12 protein-coding genes are annotated in these 18,251 nt (G+C 39.4%); 1 reads left to right on the forward strand and 11 read right to left on the reverse strand.

Annotation, left to right across the window (positions count from 1 at the left end; genetic code table 11):
* Positions 1-11: 11 nt before the first annotated feature.
* The 7 genes from M2408_RS15460 to M2408_RS15490 form a co-directional block, all read right to left on the reverse strand.
* Positions 12-2,369, reverse strand: a complete 2,358-nt coding sequence (locus M2408_RS15460; protein WP_259183212.1) for a discoidin domain-containing protein — start codon at positions 2,367-2,369, stop codon at positions 12-14.
* A gap of 107 nt (positions 2,370-2,476) precedes the next feature.
* Entirely contained in the window at positions 2,477-3,685 is a 1,209-nt protein-coding gene (locus M2408_RS15465) for a DUF4998 domain-containing protein (RefSeq protein WP_259183213.1), read from the reverse strand.
* 33 nt (positions 3,686-3,718) lie between these two features.
* The gene (locus M2408_RS15470) at positions 3,719-4,897 is read right to left on the reverse strand and encodes a DUF5000 domain-containing lipoprotein (RefSeq protein ID WP_259183214.1); all 1,179 of its coding nucleotides are present in this window, start codon (positions 4,895-4,897) and stop codon (positions 3,719-3,721) included.
* A gap of 53 nt (positions 4,898-4,950) precedes the next feature.
* Positions 4,951-6,864: a RagB/SusD family nutrient uptake outer membrane protein gene (locus M2408_RS15475; RefSeq protein ID WP_259183215.1), complete on the reverse strand. Its 1,914-nt coding sequence runs from the start codon at positions 6,862-6,864 to the stop codon at positions 4,951-4,953.
* Positions 6,865-6,883: 19 nt separating this feature from the next.
* The gene (locus M2408_RS15480) at positions 6,884-10,246 is read right to left on the reverse strand and encodes a TonB-dependent receptor (RefSeq protein ID WP_259183216.1); all 3,363 of its coding nucleotides are present in this window, start codon (positions 10,244-10,246) and stop codon (positions 6,884-6,886) included.
* Positions 10,247-10,439: 193 nt separating this feature from the next.
* Positions 10,440-11,537, reverse strand: a complete 1,098-nt coding sequence (locus M2408_RS15485) for a FecR family protein (protein ID WP_259183217.1) — start codon at positions 11,535-11,537, stop codon at positions 10,440-10,442.
* A 330-nt stretch (positions 11,538-11,867) separates the two neighbouring features.
* Positions 11,868-12,446 carry an RNA polymerase sigma factor gene (locus M2408_RS15490; RefSeq protein ID WP_259183218.1) on the reverse strand — a complete coding sequence of 193 codons (579 nt, stop codon included), beginning with the start codon at positions 12,444-12,446 and terminating at the stop codon, positions 11,868-11,870.
* 517 nt (positions 12,447-12,963) lie between these two features.
* Between M2408_RS15490 and M2408_RS15495 the strand changes: the two genes are divergently transcribed.
* Positions 12,964-13,437 carry a hypothetical protein gene (locus M2408_RS15495; RefSeq protein ID WP_259183219.1) on the forward strand — a complete coding sequence of 158 codons (474 nt, stop codon included), beginning with the start codon at positions 12,964-12,966 and terminating at the stop codon, positions 13,435-13,437.
* A gap of 160 nt (positions 13,438-13,597) precedes the next feature.
* Here M2408_RS15495 and M2408_RS15500 read toward each other — a convergent pair whose 3' ends face one another.
* The 4 genes from M2408_RS15500 to M2408_RS15515 all read right to left on the reverse strand — a co-directional run bounded on the left by M2408_RS15500 (position 13,598) and on the right by M2408_RS15515 (position 18,250).
* A complete protein-coding gene (locus tag M2408_RS15500; protein WP_259183220.1) occupies positions 13,598-14,560 on the reverse strand; it encodes a hypothetical protein in 963 nt (320 codons plus the stop codon).
* 191 nt (positions 14,561-14,751) lie between these two features.
* The gene (locus tag M2408_RS15505; RefSeq protein ID WP_259183221.1) at positions 14,752-16,113 is read right to left on the reverse strand and encodes a Gfo/Idh/MocA family protein; all 1,362 of its coding nucleotides are present in this window, start codon (positions 16,111-16,113) and stop codon (positions 14,752-14,754) included.
* A 180-nt stretch (positions 16,114-16,293) separates the two neighbouring features.
* Positions 16,294-16,872, reverse strand: coding sequence for a fasciclin domain-containing protein (locus M2408_RS15510; protein ID WP_259183222.1), 579 nt, complete (start codon positions 16,870-16,872; stop codon positions 16,294-16,296).
* Positions 16,873-16,876: 4 nt separating this feature from the next.
* Positions 16,877-18,250, reverse strand: coding sequence for a RagB/SusD family nutrient uptake outer membrane protein (locus M2408_RS15515; RefSeq protein ID WP_259183223.1), 1,374 nt, complete (start codon positions 18,248-18,250; stop codon positions 16,877-16,879).
* Position 18,251 lies beyond the last annotated feature (1 nt).

Genomic DNA, 18,251 nt, shown 5'->3' on the forward strand with positions numbered 1-18,251 from the left:
TGGAAAGCTCGTTAATCTCCGTAAACCTTAAATTCATAGATATTGGCAATAGTCTTATCTTTTGCAGGTAAAACTGTCAATCGTACCCATCTTGCTTTGGCATTGCCCTCATCAGCAAAACATGGAATTGATGTTTTAGCGTTATTGGTTTTATCTGCAAAAACAGACCATTTTACATTGTCGGCGGAATACTCAATTTTATATTGCGCACCTTTATCTACGAAATCCGTAAAGGTTTCACATCTTTTGATTTTCTTTACAGAACCAAGATCCACGACCAGATGCTGCTCGGCACCATCAGCTTTGGGACTCCACTTGGAAAGGCTATTTCCATCAAATGCACCAATCAAGCTATGTCCCACGGGATCAGCAGGAGAGCTAGCAGGCATCCAAGCCGATAGCAATTGACCTGAGGCCGGCGTGTAGTTGAGTACAAGGTTGTCGAATCCAGCAAAATTAAAGCCCGATACGTAACCTGCTGCACCAATTGAATAGGTATCATCCTGTACATCAACAACGAGTTGGCCGTCTATGTAACCTTTGATATTGCTTCCTTTTCCGGTCAGCTTCAATTTATGCCATTTACTGGCATCCACATTTCCACTTGCAAGTATATTTTTCTTCGTCTGAAGTTTCCACGTACCATCTTTATAGATATTAAAACGATAGCCGAAAGGAATATTTGATTGATTGGCTTTATCATAGGCTCCTCTCAAAATTAGTCCGGCATAACCGACTCCATTAAAGGCATCATTTTCGACAAAAACATCAGAAGAAATTTCACCCTGCTCCCATTCCGTATTTTGCGCAACAAACGTATAGGCACATTCATCCGGAATCCAGTGCGTGATATCGTTTACGAGCAATTGTCTTAAGTATTTATTATTCCCTTCAGATTGCGCCAATTCAAAAGCACCCGAGTTGTCATAAAAGTATTTTGGCGAAAGCGGTGCTCTTTCTAAAGAATAATTATCAAAATTATCACTGTATTTTGTTGGGAAGGCTTTTTCCTTAGGGATATTGTGCGCTCCCTTTTGCTGACCTGTCGTTGTCGTAATCGTATAAATACTCTCCGGATCAACAGCTAATGTAACTTCTCCGTTGACTACAGAAACATCTTCCTGTTGTACAAATTGGCTTCTACTGTCCGACTTCCACACATGCAACTTATCTTTAGCAAGATCAGCGATATTGAATGTTAATTTCTGCCCCTCTGAACCACTGACCACCACAATACTATAATCATTGCTGCCATCCATGTTTTTATAAGTACAGTAAGCACCATCACCACTGAATTCACCACAGCCACTATCTAGGTACTTCCATCCTGGTTTGGCAAACTGGTTAAAATGCGCTACTGCCCAGATCGTTGGCCACACTTCATAATATCCTGACCACGGCGTAGTCCCTTTCATCAAGCCTACGTTCGAAAAACAGGAAATATCGGGCATTGAAGCAATCGGACACCACATATTTACTTTCACAATTTTCCATTTGATGTAACACTTTAAAATATTCTTGGCTAAATATGTCGTATTTCTCCAGGATGCTCCAGGTAATGAAAAATCCTCACCAGACCATAAGGGCAATTCTGTCAAAACAGAATTTGGGTTTGGTTCTTCACCTCTATATCCCCACATATAGGAGTCCGGATAGTGATAGCTGATCGATGAAATTGTATTTCTGAATACAGAGTCTTTAACCAGCAAATCACTGATTTCCCATGCTTTGCCAGCACCCTCGGGTGCATTTATTTTAATATCTCTAAATCCATTTCGATCGAGTGTAGGTCTTAAAACATTGACAATCCAGTCCCTGTTATAATCGCGCTCATTCCAACAACCTGAAATATACTTCATCTTGAGTCCCCAGTGTTTTGCACCTTCAATAAACTTGACCAGGTAGTCAGCGTTATCCTGTGACCATACCCCTTTAAACCATCCGGGCATGCTCCATTCTAGAGCGTCAAGTTCTATATTCGGATTTCGATTTGCCGCTTCACGCATCAGCCAGTACTCAAATCCACGGTTGTAATGTGGTTTTTCCATTTCGGCCCTTGTTCGTGCAAAACTTGGTTCTGAACCACAAGTGGTGTTACCATCCCCCCCAATTTCAGTCTTAAGGTAAGTAAAGCCAGCACCAAAGTTCGGTTTGAACAGGTAATCTAAAATATCGCTTCTGGATTTATCGGCATAATCTATTAATAATCTTGATGAAGAGCCTGCACTCACAGCGCCGACCCCGTCAAAAAGCCGTCCGCTACCTTTTCCGTCGATCTTAATTAGTTTAGATGAACCAGCATTTGTCTGTGCTAAAGCCGCACTGACTGCAAGAGCTAAGTAGAGTGTTGTAATTGTGTTTTTAAACATAGTTGGTTTCATTATATTACCTGTTTGAATTTTGCATAAATTTCAGGGTAAAATCTAACGGCTTTACCCTGAATATTCTTTTATTAGCACATGCTAAAAAATGATTATTATTTTACGATCCGATCACTTGTCCAAAAAGTCAGTTCTCCCATTGTGATAAATGTACCTCCGCCCCAAGTTTCCAGTACTTTAATTCTGATATACCGCGCTTTAGGCGTTCCCGGAGGAAGTTTAAATTCCTCGCCTGCTTTTGCGTAGTTGATATCTCCGTCTGTTGTTTGTCCGACCGGTAATCCTGAAGGTTTTATAGATTGACATTCGGCTAATTTTGTCCAGCTTGCCCAAGAACCATCCGAAGCAGGATTATTGCTGCCCCATATTTCAAATTTCTTCACATTCTCCGCCTTAAAGATACGGTCAGCAGCCTGCCAGATTTTAAATCTGCTGATAGAAACAGATTCGCCCATATCAAAAGTAAACCATTGTGAAGGCCCTTCAGTAGAAGCAAAGCCTTTGCCATCGTAATCTTTATTCCAAAGATATTCCATCAGCCAACCCCAATTATCCCGAACATCTGTAGGAAGCGAATATACCTTAAAGTTTGCCTTATCTACTTCTCGCTCAAATAGTGGAAGTGCGACCTCACTCGGTGCTATTGAGAACTCATCTATTGCCTTGGGTTCGGGTAAAAATATAGATTTGTAAGTAAGCTTAGTACCGTTCTTAAAGCCCGAAATCTCTGTTTTTAAACTTCCTCCTGGAATCACCACGGTTTGGATAGTACCTGTTTCAGTAGTATATTTTAACTCAATGGATTTTTCACCCTCCAATGGAGAATTCCAGTCAATAAAGAGCTTGCTTCCATCCAATGAATAACTTAGCGTTTTCACCGTTCGATTAGATAATATCTTTAGGTAATTCTCCCCATACACCATACCAGTTCCTTGTTTTACTATTGATTTAGCTTTAGGCCCGGTGTATGTATATACATCAAAAGAATAGGTGCCTTGAGAAAGATTATTAATCAACAGATCAACAGTATCTTTGCCCGTTGTTTTTACAACGTCTACTTCTGTCGAGTCTGCACTATTATTCCAGAAGGCCTTAACTTTGGTTATCAGTGGATCATTTCCCAAAACAACCTGCAATTTAATTCTGTTATTACCACCATGGACGAGCACAGTATCTGCTCTCCCTGGGTAGTAAATTTCGCCATCCTTTGTAATTTTTTTATACTCATCTTCTTTGGTACAGGAACTCATATATAATCCTACAGTGACAAGGAAGAAACAGGTCAGATATTTAGTCATTTTCATATTTTCACTATTAATTATTATTACACCAAATTTCTATTGTGGATTCCCCCACAGCGCTAATTCTGTAAAATTCACATAAACTCCATCTGACCAATTCCGCAAGGTTTTAAAGCGGATATACCTTACTGCAGGAGCATCTACAGGAATGCTGATGGTCTCCCCCTCCAGTGCAGCTTCAATATCAGCATTCGAATTCTGTCCCGGTGGCAAACCTGATGGTTTTATCTGTTCGTGTTCGGCTAATAATATCCAGTTGGTGAAACTGCCATCAGGGCTCGGATTGTTGGAACCCCATATTTCCACTTTTCTTGGATTATGAAGATGAAAATACCACCCTTGTCTCATAAACCAGACTAAACGGCTCAACTTAGCAGTTTGCCCCATATCGAAGGTAAACCATTGGGGCATACTTACCGGGTCAATGGTATGATAAGCTGTTTTATTACTTACATCACCATCAAAAAGATATTCAACTTCATTTCCAGGATAATTTTTCGCATCAGTACCATTAATATTTAATCCTTTCATTTTTGTTCTATCCAATTGTGCTTCAAAGAAAGGCTTTAAAGTCACATAGGTAGTATCAGATAAATTACCCCAGCGGTCCCGTACCATCAGTCCAAATCGGGTTTCTACGGCGGCGAGATTTCTTGCACCGAAGGTTCCTGTTTTTAGCTTCGTATTCAACGTTTTCAATGGCGCAAAATTGCCCAGTTTATCATTTGCTAAAATAACTATAGCTACATCCGATTCAGTCACATTCTGATAACCAATATCCAACCCGCCAAAAGCAGCACTAGCTACTAGCTTTTGTTTAACAAGTTCAAAAGGTGGTGTTTTGGGTTGCACTTTTACAAGCAATGGTACAGAGACATTTTCACTTTTATCCACGGCATATAACCTTGCTTCGTAAACATCCGTATCGGCAAACCCTTGTAAAACAACACTGTCCAAATACCTACTAACCTTGGTGTTCCGAACGACCCCTTGTTTCGTCGTATACTCAGCCCTTATATACAATAAATCATCATCTTGTGGCAAGCTATAGGTTATTTTGGCCGCTCCATTTAGATTCTCAACCTGAGCGTTGCTCACAGGCCCCGGAGCCTGCTTATCACTTTTATCCATTGTCCCCACCTCAGTCTTACGACAGGATCCGATCGTTCCGACGAACAACAATCCTGCATATAACATATATATTAATCGTTTCATTTTTGTTCTTTTCTAATGATTGATTTTGAATACTAAGTTTTACCTAACTGTTGTTACCAGCCTCCATTTTGAACCAGATTCGGATTTACTAAGATATTATCGTCCTTTATCGGCCAAAAATAATCCCTCGGACTGTTAAAACTTTGATTGAACAATAATATCCTTCGGTTATAATCAGCATATTCTGCCCGAATCACATCCCAGCCATAAATGGGCTGGTTCAGAATCTCTCCAGCCTTTTTCCAGCGTCTGAGATCCCAGAAGCGGCTGCCCTCAAAGGCCATTTCAATTAGACGTTCCTGTTGTATAATCTCTCTTAAACCATTTTTATCGGTGTATTTATTTGGATTCTTAGAAAAGTTAGTCCAAGAAGACTCAACAGATTTAAGCCCGGCCCGATCTCTTACCATGTTAACGTATTCCAACGCAAGCGCCTTATTATCTGTCTCGTTTAATGCCTCAGCATAAAGCAAATAAAGATCTCCTAGACGTACTACAGGCCATGGATAGCGTTCAACAACTACATTTATCGGAGTTGCAACCATTTTCCAGTTCACCAGTTTCTTGGTATAATAACCTGTTACCGAATAAATACGGGTTTGCTTTTTTCCAGAATGTTGTCCTGATTTGGCCTTAATGTTAAAATTTGCATTTTCCATATACCATGTAGATCCATCAAATGCCATATCCGCATAAAAACGAGGCTCTCTGTCAAAATGCAGACCAACAGACTGATAACCATTCTGTATCCCAAGATCTGCAGCTGTTGCAGTCCGCAGTTGGAATCTATTGGCATAGTCCCAGGTTTTATCTTCTGTAATAGGTACACCATTTTCTGTATAAAACAATTCAGCCATTTTCAAGGTAGGTGCGAGTTGCCCCTTTAAGCTTGGGTTAGCTACATTTGGATCTAGTTGTGGACTGGCATAGAGTTGTAAGGTCCAGGTGTCATCTGGCTTGGTGGTTGTCCCCCAGATCAGCTCCGTATTCCATTTTTCACATACGGCATTACGGATGCTCATTTCCGTTTTCGTGAAATCATCTACTGGCTTTCCCGGTGAATTAAAGCGATACAGGTCTATATCCGCTTTTTTGGCCGCAGCGATGGCTAGTTTACATGCCTCTGCTGCTCTTTCCCATTTTTTCTGATCATAGGTTGCACTAAATAATGCCCTCCCATCGCGATTCTTGATATTGGCAAAATCTGGATTTCCATTGAACAAAGGGCTTGCAGCAGTAACAAGTACTCTGGCTTTGATTGCCAGTGCAATAGGTTTGGTTATTCTACCCAGCTCTGTACTTTGGTCTAATATTTTTTCTGGTAGCCCCACGCTTCCCTCCCCTGCAGCAGCCTCATCGAGTAGATTAACAATATAGTTTACAACGGAGTCTGCCGACTGGCGACTTACCTTTACCTCATCAGGCAAGGCATTAATTGGCAAATTTTTGTCAACAACCGGAATAGGGCCATACATTCTGAATAAATACCAGTGAAAATAAGCCTTCAAAAATTTGGCTTCGGCAATCCAGCGGTCTTTCATATATGGCTCCACGTCTTTAACCCTATCAACATTTTCTAAAAATATATTACAGTTCCGAATACCATTCCACATCGATTTACCATCAAAACTATCCCAATAATTCATTTCGGGCTTATTTCTGTTTTGAAGTCCTCTGGCAATATTATACGGAGATAGGGTCGAATAATCTTCTCCGGTGGGCATTGGCCAATAAATCCAAAACTCATCTCCAGTGTTCATACCTGGATTCATTTCCGGATGTCCCTCCCTCGGTAGACCGTCATAACAGGTAAACAAAAATTTCTCTGCTTCATTACGATTGGAAAAAGCATGATCAATGGTAGAGACATTGTCTGGAACCACATCAAGAAAATTTTTCTTACAGGAATTCATCATAAATAGCAGCAAGGCCGCCGAAAGGGTAAAACGAATCGTATATCTTTTCATATTGAATTTCTTTTTTGTGTTAGAATTGGACGTTTAATCCGAAATTGTATACTTTTTGAAGCGGATATCTTAGACCATTACCCCCCATCTCTGGATCCCAGAGATCAAAGCTACTTTTGACGAACAGGTTACTGGCATTTAGATAAAGTCTGATTGGTCCCACTCCCATTTTATCAAGCATCTTGCTCGAGAGGTTATAGCCCAATTCCACTGTTTTTAACCGTAAAAACGAACCATTACGCATCCACCAACTGGAAGATTCAAGGTTATTATGATTCAGATTCGGGCTTAAGCGAGGCCAAAACGCATATATATTACCGTTCTCCTCGGACCAGTGATCATCAGCAATGGCTTGTAATAAACCATGTTGATAAGCGCCATTCATAACAAAAGGACTGGTTTTATCGGGGTCGATCCAGAAAGAAGACCGGCCGGAGCCCTGAAAGAATCCACTAAGATCAAAGTTCTTATAGCCTACTGACAATCCAAAACCATAAATAATTTCAGGTACCATAGGTAAGCCCAATGGGACATAGTCCTGTGATGTGATAATTCCATCTCCATTCATATCTCGATATTTAATATCGCCTCCCATGACCTCACCGAAAGTCTGAACAGGAGAATTTTTCACCTCTTCATTATCGACAAATAGCCGCTCAGCGATCAGACCGTACCCTTGACTAAGAGAATGACCGACCTTGGAAAGATAAGCTAAACTGGATGGGTAATTAGGTTCCTCATTGACAAGCAATTTACTGGTTGCATAGGTAAACGTTCCTCTAGCCTGTATCCACATATCACCAAAATTCTTATTGTAATCTATGGAGAGGTCGATACCTTTTCCTTCAGCCTCGCCCACATTAGCCCGTATGTCTGCCGATAATCCCATTGTTGTAGGAATATAAGACCGATTCATTAGAATATTATTTCTACGTGTCTTGTAGGCATCCAAAATAATATTGACACTGTTAAACAGACTGAGATCCATCCCTAGGTTGACCGTCGATGCTTGTTCCCAAGTGATCGCTTCGTTTGCGTATCTGGAAATTGTCACTCCCGGTTTACTGTATATATAATTTGTACCAAAAGAGGATCCGTGACCACCATCTTTTAGATTCACATCTGATAAATAAAAGAAACGATCATTTGGATCACCTATCTGATCATTACCGATCAAACCATAAGTTGCTCTAAATTTTAGTTTCGTTATAGTCTGTCTTAATGGTCGAAAAAACTCCTCATTCGATGCATTCCAGGCAGCCCCAATTGAAGGGAAGAAACCATAACGATGATTCTTCGCAAAACGTTCAGAGCCATTTAGTCCAAAATTTGCTTCAAACAAGTATCTGTTATCGTAACCATACGTAAATCTACCCGATAGTCCCTGATTTCTATAAGGGAGAGAAGTCTGAAGCTTATCTGCATCACCAGTTACAAAACTCCGTAGCTGGGTAACTAACAAGCCTCCAACACTATGTTTTTCGGAGAAAGTGTGATTGTAGTTAACAGCAGCCTCCAGATAAGAAACTGTATTTGCAACTTTAGCTCCTCGCTTAAAATCCAAATACTCAGTGGCATCTTTCTCATTGAGCAATTCCAACGAATATTTGTCACCTTCGGTACTAGTTGCATTTGCCCGATAATAAAAAGGAGTATACCTCCTACTCAGATCAAAATAAGAATAGCGTTGTGTATAAGCCATTAATCTTGCACTCAGCCCTTCTGTTAGGAATTTAAAATCTTGCTTAATTTCAAGCTGTACATTTAATGTTGATGAATTTGATTGCTGAAATCCTGAAACCATTTCTGCATACGGATTAAAATACATCGCTTCCGTCTGCCCATTGATTCTGGCATTCCCAAATAAAGGATGTTCAGCATAAGGCATATCAGATGCCGGAAAAACAGCTGGAAAATTGACAGGATTTGCGGCTATTGCACCCTGAAAGATATTACCCCCTCCACCAATTGGTCCCTGATAGTCATCAAAGCTTCCCGAAGTTCTTACAATTCCCTCCGTGGTTGGTGTCAGTTTAACATTGACATTTGAACGGATCTGATAACTTTTCAGGTTAATATTATTATCGAATTTATTTCCATGGTCAGACTTTAACACGCCGTTATCTACGTTATAGGTTCCTGCAATATAAAACTGTGCGTTTTTCCCCCCACCACTCATATTCATATTAAATCGCTGGTTGATCGTGTAATCTTTGATCAACAAACCAATCCAGTCATTATTGGGGTAAAGAAAAGGGTTTTCCCCTGCTATTGTGCGGTCTATCTTATTCTGGCTATAAGGCAGGTCTTCAAGTGCATTTCTAGTCAATACAGCTTCATTCGCCAGCTTCATATAGGTGATATTGTCCGCCAATTTGAAATTTTGTGTATTCGATGAAATCGAATTCTCTGCCCTCAAATTGAATTTTGTTTTTCCTGTAATACCGGATTTCGTAGTAACCAACACCACGCCATTAGCTCCCCTAGCCCCATAAAGCGAAGATGCAGCTGCATCTTTTAATACTGAAAAACCGGAGATATCATCGGGTTGCAATCTGGCTAATGCGTTAGAAGTGGATTCCATACCATCAATCAAAATCAATGGATCTACCTTCCCACTACCAAATGTTGTAATCCCGCGGATAAAAAACTGTGCATTATCAGCGCCGGGTTCACCACTCCGTTGAAAGGCAACGACCCCAGATAGCCTTCCCGCAAGCATCGTTGTCAGATTGCTGGTTGGTCCTTTCAATTCTTTCGGATTGATTGTTGTAATGGAACTGACCATACTCTCTTTTTTCTGATGACCGTAAGCGACTACAACCACCTCATCCAATTCGCTCTTATCCTCCGTTAATTGTACATTTATCTGTTGAAGCTCATCAATCGGAACTTCTTTTTTTGCGTAACCAACGATAGAGAAAACAAGAATTCCATTGGGGTTCGATACTTTGAGACTATAATTTCCATCAACGTCTGTTGTAGTTCCATTACTTGTCCCTTTTTCCACGACAGAAACACCCTGTAGTTTTTTATCTCCTTCTCCCGAAACAACACCTTTGATCAAATTCTGATTGGCCCGGCTCTCCCTTCTTTTGGAAATAATAATCATTCTTTCCTCTATCGCATACTCCAGCCCCAAATTAGCTGTAACTTCCTTCAACGCTTCATCAAGTGTGGCGTTCTTAACTCGAAAATTTGTCTTTTTTAACGGGCTGATCAGATCTATATTATAGAACATGTCGTACCCCGATTGTTTCTTGATCTCTTTCAGCACAGATTCTACAGCTGCATTTTTCAGCTCGAGATTAATACGTTGGCCATAGCCCTCCGCAAATGCCGAAATTGAAAATAAAAATGTAATTACAAATGTTAGCTTCATTATGATTAGATGCTTGCGAGTACATATTCCAGTCCCAAATAGGCGCTGTAATAAACAATACAAATGCTTGTATTGAACTTTTAAATTCATACTTTTGTGATGTTAGGTTAGTTAGAAAATTTTGTATTACCCTAATGTTCGCCGACGGTATGGCAGTACTGTCGGTTTTTTTTGATTAAGTTTTTTTCCCCATTTATTTTTCAAATTTTAGTGTAGTTCCCGTTCGGTTAATCTTGATATTGGCTGTCCGCGCAATAACGCTCAGTGCTTTGTCCAGCTCATAATTTCTTGGTATAGTTCCACTAAATGTAAGTGCAGGAAGAGTTTCAAGATCCACATCAATATTATACCATCTGGCAAAATCCTTCATAATTTCCTTTAATGTTGCATTATCATAAACAAATACACCATTCTTCCAGCCCAATACCTGCTCCTCGTTTTCAGTCTTATCTTGTTTCAAAGCTTTGGATTTTTTATCGAGGACAATCTGTTCGCCCGGTTTAAGGATATACTCCTTCTGAGGTGATGATCCGATCAAATTCTGAACAGAAACTTTACCATGAAACAAAGTGGTTTTAGTCGTTTGTTCATTTTCGTAATTATTGACATTAAACTTTGTTCCGTATACCTTAATCCGTTGATCGTGTGTTTTAACTATAAAAGGCTTACGCTTATTGGTTTCTACGTCAAAAAATCCTTCGCCCTGAAGTTCGACCTCCCGTTGACCCTCTGCATAAAAAAGTGGAAATTTAAGTTGAGAATCAGAATTTAAAACCACAGCACTACCGTCAGTAAGATAAATACGAGATTGTCTGCCCTTGGCGGTCCGGATTGTTTGATAAATGATCTGAGGCTTAAGATTAGGCAGACTATCCAGGACCTTAACATGGATATCCCCTAAGCTATCCTGTAGAATCACGGTTCCATTTTCCCGCAATAATTCAACGTTGGAGGTACCATCCAGTTTTATCTCTTTTCCATTACTTGTTATCAATGTGCTTCGGTTATCTGCTACTCCTATACCACCAGATTCTTCCCCCCCGCGTGTGTACCATAATACCGAAATTGCACAGATTATCGAAGCTGCAGCGGCAATTGAAATCCATGCGAATAGTTTCCTGTTGTTCTTTTTTCGGTTCTGATAAAAATACTCACGGTCGAAATATTCATCAAGCTGCTGAATAGCTACTTTGGCCTGATCATCTAATTCGATTTCCTCTTCTAGCTGCAAATCTTCCAAAATCAGTTCCTTGAAAAGTTTTGCATACTCCTTTTGTCGCATGTAATGCATCAACAAATGGATTTCTTCATCCGTGCACTGTTTAGCAAGATATCTTCTATATAAGTTTATTAATTTGGTTTGTTCCACAGTATAATTGGTCTTACTTTTACTCTATATACGTAAGCCAAAAAAATATCAACTATGCCAAATCAAAAAAAATTAAAATACTGCAAATATGTCCTACGTCTTGCAGCCGCAGAGATGCCCAAGGGATATTTACTGATTTTAATGTAAGATGATTTGTAGCAGGATTGTGCTGATGTAGCTGAGAAATACAAGGTGGTATTCCATGTAAGAAAACAACAGTGGTTTCAATTCCTAGGTGAGAAATATAGGGTGTTATTCCACAAATAGCATCATAAGAAAACAACAGTAGTTCCAGTTCCAATGCGATTTAATAATACCAGTAGCTTTAACAATATGATTGTTGATTGTGGCTGTAGAAATATTCAAAAGTTTGGACACCTCATCATAGCTTCGGCCTTCGAGCTTACAGAGTACATATACTTCCCTACATCGTTCGGGAATAATATCCAAGATATCATTGAGGTACTTCTCCATTTCTTTATAAGAGACCTCCGCTTCAATATCATTTGCGCATTTTCCCTTAGATAAAATCATCAGCTGTTCACTCTTAGCTTGATCCGAAGCAATTTTTCGAAAATAATCGTAAACTGTGCTTTGTGCAATTGTATAGAGATAGGATTTAAAATTTTTTGAAACATCAATCTGCGCTCTATTCTGCCAGACCTTTACAAATACGTCCTGAACGATATCCTGCGCAAACTCCACCGATCTTACCTGCTTTAGTATACGGCCGAAGATCTGTGCTCTATAGTCATAATAGAGCTTTTCGAATGCCTTTTGATTTCCCTCAGCCAATTGTAAGAGCAATATCGCGTTGTCCTCTAGACTCATAATTCTATTTCTATCGAAGTTCAATAATCCATGGTTTTTCAATTGCATTACGATGTGCGGGAAAATAATTCATACTTTCTGCACAAGTGCTTTTCTAGGTACTTGACGAGTTGAAAATAGTGGCAAAATTTCGTTAGGCCACCTGACAGTCGCCTGACAATTGATCTTTAAACAAAAGAAATAATATAAATTAAATCAGAGATGTATAAAACACGTAAAAACATGTAAAATATTACGATACAGCCGATGCATTTCTCTTTTATAAAAAGTAAGGATCAAATCCGTATATACGTTAACAAATGAGCAGGTTCTTTTTGTCCGACAAGGAGCTGTTTCACTTCGGGAGCAGCATCATGAAAGTAACTGAGCTAATGAGCCCGCCACGTCGAAATATCGAAGGTAAAAAGCTCAAAACTGGCACGAAATTCGATATCATTTGACCAGGCATAATTAATCAAATACTTAAAAAAACATAAAATAACAAAGTCATTTTGAGTCGTAAACTAATCTAAAACCTATGATCGTATCATTAAGTACTTATTTAATTATTATTGGGATATTTTGTTTTTTAATAGTTATCAAACCCTTATATGTTCGATTTATCAAAAGAGAGGAAGGTAAAAATAATGCGGTATTGTTACTGCTTCTCCTAACTATTCCGATCAATTGGTTTACACCAACGATCCTGACAATTACAGACTGCAATAATTACACAAAAGAGGTTGTGTTGTTCCCAACAACGAAAGGTGGCATTAAAATTAACTATGGAAGGGCGACTTATATCTTTAATAATTCGGATCGGAATTTAACGTTTGAATATTACTATTATGGAGATAATACACCAGCCAAGGGAGAGGAAAATAAGGAAATTGAACCGAAGAAAAACGCGAAAGTAAATGTTATTTCAATCGATTATATTCTTTCAGAACCGGCAGAGAGTGTATCCACGAAATCAAGCGGTGCAACAAAAACGGTATTGAGATGTAAATAAATAGGATACAGCACATTCCTTATTCCTGCTGTATCCAGGCAAATTTTCCCTTGTTTAAATAGATAACATCTCCACCACAAGATTCAGCTTGGTGAATGAAATTATAAAACGATTTCTTGCCATCATGTATATATTTTAAGAAAAAATGATCTCAATTAGATTAGTTATCACAATTCGCAATAAATATGGGATTCGGCAATACTTTTACAGTTGTCTGGGGTTCTGACGTTCCCTTAATCTGGTCAAACTTCATTAATATACCATCGTAATGGTAGTCTGTGCTTTTATAGTCCAGTTCTTTCGCTGGAATCACCCGATTGAGATATAGATTTTTGTCGGTATCATATCTGTAAGCTGCTAAATCTATTTTCTGATCCATGTCATCATGGGTATTGTACCCATTATTTACCAACTTGAAATCCGCATCAAAGGCGCTATCGAAAGATTGGTCTAAAAATTTCAGTTCTTCGAGCATAGAAAATTCTTCCTCTTTAGTAGATTTGCGAATAGGCGTATCCGACTGGTCACTGACTGCATATAACTCTTCTTTGCCTATTTTGAGCATAAAGTCATTGTGATACAAGCTACTTTGCATATGTTGCACAATAAAATCATTACAATCGCCACTGGCAAAATGATACGTCAATTTAGGAATCTCAATACCACGATCATTGTCCTGGTTTTCTCGCTCCAATAAGGTAATCGTATCCATCTTTTCATTAAACAGATGAACACTAGGAAAGTCTTTACAATTCGCATCCTCATTAAAAAGTGGCTGCATCTTATCCGGGAACTTTCCGACCAAAATCGCACTACTCAAACGATCCCCCATGAAACAAACACGCATCCCGCTTTTGATAGTCGGATTTTTCCGCGCATAGACATAAAATTGAGCGTCAGGATTTTTAGGCTGTAGATAAATAAGATCATTTTCGATCTTCCAGGTACCTTTTATTAATGTTCCGTAGGCTATTATCAAAAATGTTTTGTTTTTGTTTATAACAAAAGCAGCACCCGAAGATTTATATACCCCATCAATATGTTGTTCGCTTTGTTGTGCACAGACAAGATTAACACATAATGTCAATAACAGCACAAGTAGTTTATTAAATTTCAATTGCATAGCTTCAATATTTAGTTAAATATCGTAAAAATGCCAAAAGATAAATTGGCTATTAAAAATTAAATGGTAGGAGAATAAATTTTTGAAGGTCTTTCACCAATATTTGATTCTCCCAATTTCCAGCGCATAAACCAAAGTGGTCAATAAAGATCACATGAAAACGATATACTAAATCACAATTATAATTTATACTAAGACAGATCAGGATGCTGCCAGGGCATTCGATAAGGTCTTTTCAATAACTTGGTCGCTTCTGGATCATCGGTACATATTTTTTTTACCGGATCATAGTACAAAGGTCGATTTAATTGCATCGAAATATTAGCGAGGATACAACAGGCCGTCGATATATAGCCCTCTTCGATGTCAGCCACGGGCAATCGGTCATGTTCTATTGCAGACAATAGATCCAATAGATGTTGTCGTGTGGCTGGAGCTGTATGCAGTTCAATTCGAGGTTCTTCAAGATCTGCCGGAAATTTTTCCTTTTCATAAACCACGTCTTTTTTAATGGGAGTACCTTTACCTATTGGAATAAACTCAAATTTCATCACACTTCCTTTTAGCGTTCCTTTATCTCCATAAATAATAAACGCCCAAGGATATTCGGGATCCACAGGATCGCCCCAGGTGCGATGTTGCCATATACAATTAAGCTCATCATATTCAAATACTGCTGTTTGTGTATCTGCAATAGTTGACTTTCCCTCCTTTTGCACGTAAATTCCCCCTGTAGCACTAATTTTCTTTGGCCATTTGAGTTGTAACAGCCAACGAACAGTATCAAACATATGCATACCCATATCACCTGTGATACCATTCCCATATGCCATAAAAGTTCGCCACCAACCGCCATGAGGTAAACCGTCGTAAGGACGTAAAGGAGCCGGACCAGTCCATAGTTCATAATCAAGAAAGTCCGGAACTGGCTCCAGTGCCGGATTACCGTTCTTTCTCATATGATAGTAACAACACATTTCCACGTGCGATATCTTACCGAGTAAACCTTGGTCTATAATCTGCTTTTTTGCATCAATCAGATGTGCTGTACTCCGCCGCTGTGTTCCTACCTGTACTTTTTTATTATATTTTCGTGCATATCGGAGTATGGCTTCTCCCTCTAGAACATCAACACTAACAGGTTTTTGCAAATAGATATGCGCTCCCGAACGTATCGCATCTATTGCCTGTCTCGCATGCCAATGATCAGGTGTACCGATCAGAATGAGATCGAATTGATGATCCGCAAGCATTTTCCTGTAATCTTTGTAGAGCTTTGGAATCTGCCCCGAGCGTTGGCGTTCTCCGACCAATTGTCCCGCCTCCTGCAAATGACGGCTATCAACATCGCAAATCGCAACCACATTGACATCACAAACCTGCATCAGCCTAAATAGATCGCTTTTTCCATACCAACCCGCCCCGATCAGTCCGACCTTGATATTTTTAGGTACATGTCCAAAGGATAATCCTTTAGCCTCTAAAGCGGATAAAGTAACAAAAGCACTTGCACCCAGAATGAAGTTTCTTCGGTTCAGCGTATAATCAACCATAATTTACTGGCTTATTGTTTAGTATAAAACAAAACAATAAACTGAAGATAATGTTTATTGAGCTATCATTTTTCAATTGTATCCATTATCACCATAGCGCTTTATAAGCTGTTGGTATTTCCATTTTTTTCTTATACTTTATACACAAGACATTGTGCAGAAAACAGATCATCAATTTACCTATTTCGTCTTCTCGGATAAAAATACGATGTGATCAACGACATGGATGACACCATTATCCGGAACTAAATTAGATGTGCGGATTTGCCATTGGTTATTGGTCCCTTCATTGATCAGCCCAACATAGGTACTGGTATGGGACAAGTATATCGTTTGACCTTGTTCAGTCGTATAAGCAATTGGTTTGTTACTTGGAGCCAAGGCAGGATCACTAAAATTTACTACCGCCTTAACAATATGATAGCGCAAAATATTCTTCAATACAGGTACCGGAATAGCGGCAATATTGTCGTATTTATTTTCTTTTAGATATCCTGTAAAAGCTTGATTGGTGGGTAGAATAAAGGTTGCTTTTTCTGTACGTTCATACAATGCTTCATCCTTACATTGCAATATAGCTTGTTTCAGTGAGGACAATGAATCCTTCCCTTGAATATATGTCCATGCTGACATATTCAGTTTACTATTGTCTTCTGCGTAGTCGTATTCGAAGCTTTCCTGTATTTCGCAACTAGAAAACAATGATAGCGTACTAAAACCGCATAGAAAAAAAATAACGATATATTTTATATTCTTCATAAGATTATCTATAAAATTCATTTTGTTGCAAATTTGGATTTTTAAGAAGTTCGCCTTCATGTATTGGCCACAGCAAATTTCGCTTATCGGAGAGACCATTGATCGGTTTCATTGTCGAAATAGCGGTTTCATTTCTTAAGAGATCAAACCAACGGTGTCCCTCAAAACAAAGCTCTACAGATCGTTCATGCAAAATACTACCAACTAAACTTCCGAATTGGCTTTGCGCCTTGTTTTGATCCAAAACCGAAAGTCCCGCCCGAATACGGATTCGGTTCAGTAGGTCCAATGCTTCAACAGGCTGATTTAAATTGGCATGTGCTTCAGCCTTAAGCAGAAGGATATCAGCCAATCGCGTTAATACAATATTGCCTGCGGAAGGTTCTGGACTCTCGTCATTAAATCCTTGCCCAAAAAACTTCCATATCTTACGGGGCTGAACTTGAGACACATCGTAAATACGAGGTTTGCGAAGATCGTCAGGTTCGATTGACGCTATAAAACCCGCACTGGGTACATAATCACTATCCGATCCATTGGCATACCATACACGTAGGTTATTGGGTTGCACTTCATTATATCCGACTTCAAAAATACTTTCGGTACTGCTTCCTTTTACAAAAATGTTATTCCAATCCTCAATTGGTACCAAGGCATATTGCGAGTCCGCGATTACTTTTTCAGCCATTTCTATTGCTTGTGCATACTTTTTTTGCCACATATAGAGCTGTGTCAGAAAAGCATAAGCCGCCCCTTTGGTAATCATCACGCGGTTTCTGGCACCCGAATAATTTGAAGCACAATTCTCTGTTGCTAAGATTAAATCTGCTTCCACCTTAGCCAATACCTCCGCCTCAGTGTTCTTCTTGACAAACAGGTCCTGATCCAATCCCTCATAGGGTTCCGTAACCAAGGGGACCTGCCCCCATATCCGAACCAAGTAAAAATAAGCCAGTGCCCTTAAAGCATGGGCCTGCCCAAGTAATTGCCTTTTAAGTTCGCTATCTTCAGTTCCAAATGCCTGTGGAATATATTTGATCGCATAGTTCGCACGGGATATAACAGTATAAAAATTATCCCAGCGTGCCGAATTGATAACGGGAGTCAGTGTGTTCTGTTGCAGCGCAGCAGGATCGCCGGCATGGCGGGTCACAATATTATCGGCCCGCCCTTCTCCCCAGTAAGCAAAATTCTGACGAAAAAGAGATTGCAGACCATTATAGATACCATTGACACCAGCCTGCGCATCACTGGGCTTTTTATAGTACCCCTCTCCAGAGACATTGCTAATAGGCTCCTTGTCCAGCAACGAGTTCGAACAACCGCTAACGGATAAAAATAGAAGAGAACAAAATGTATATTTTAACAATTTTTTCATC

The sequence above is a fragment of the Sphingobacterium sp. BIGb0165 genome, assembly GCF_024810095.1.
Taxonomy (GTDB): domain Bacteria; phylum Bacteroidota; class Bacteroidia; order Sphingobacteriales; family Sphingobacteriaceae; genus Sphingobacterium; species Sphingobacterium detergens.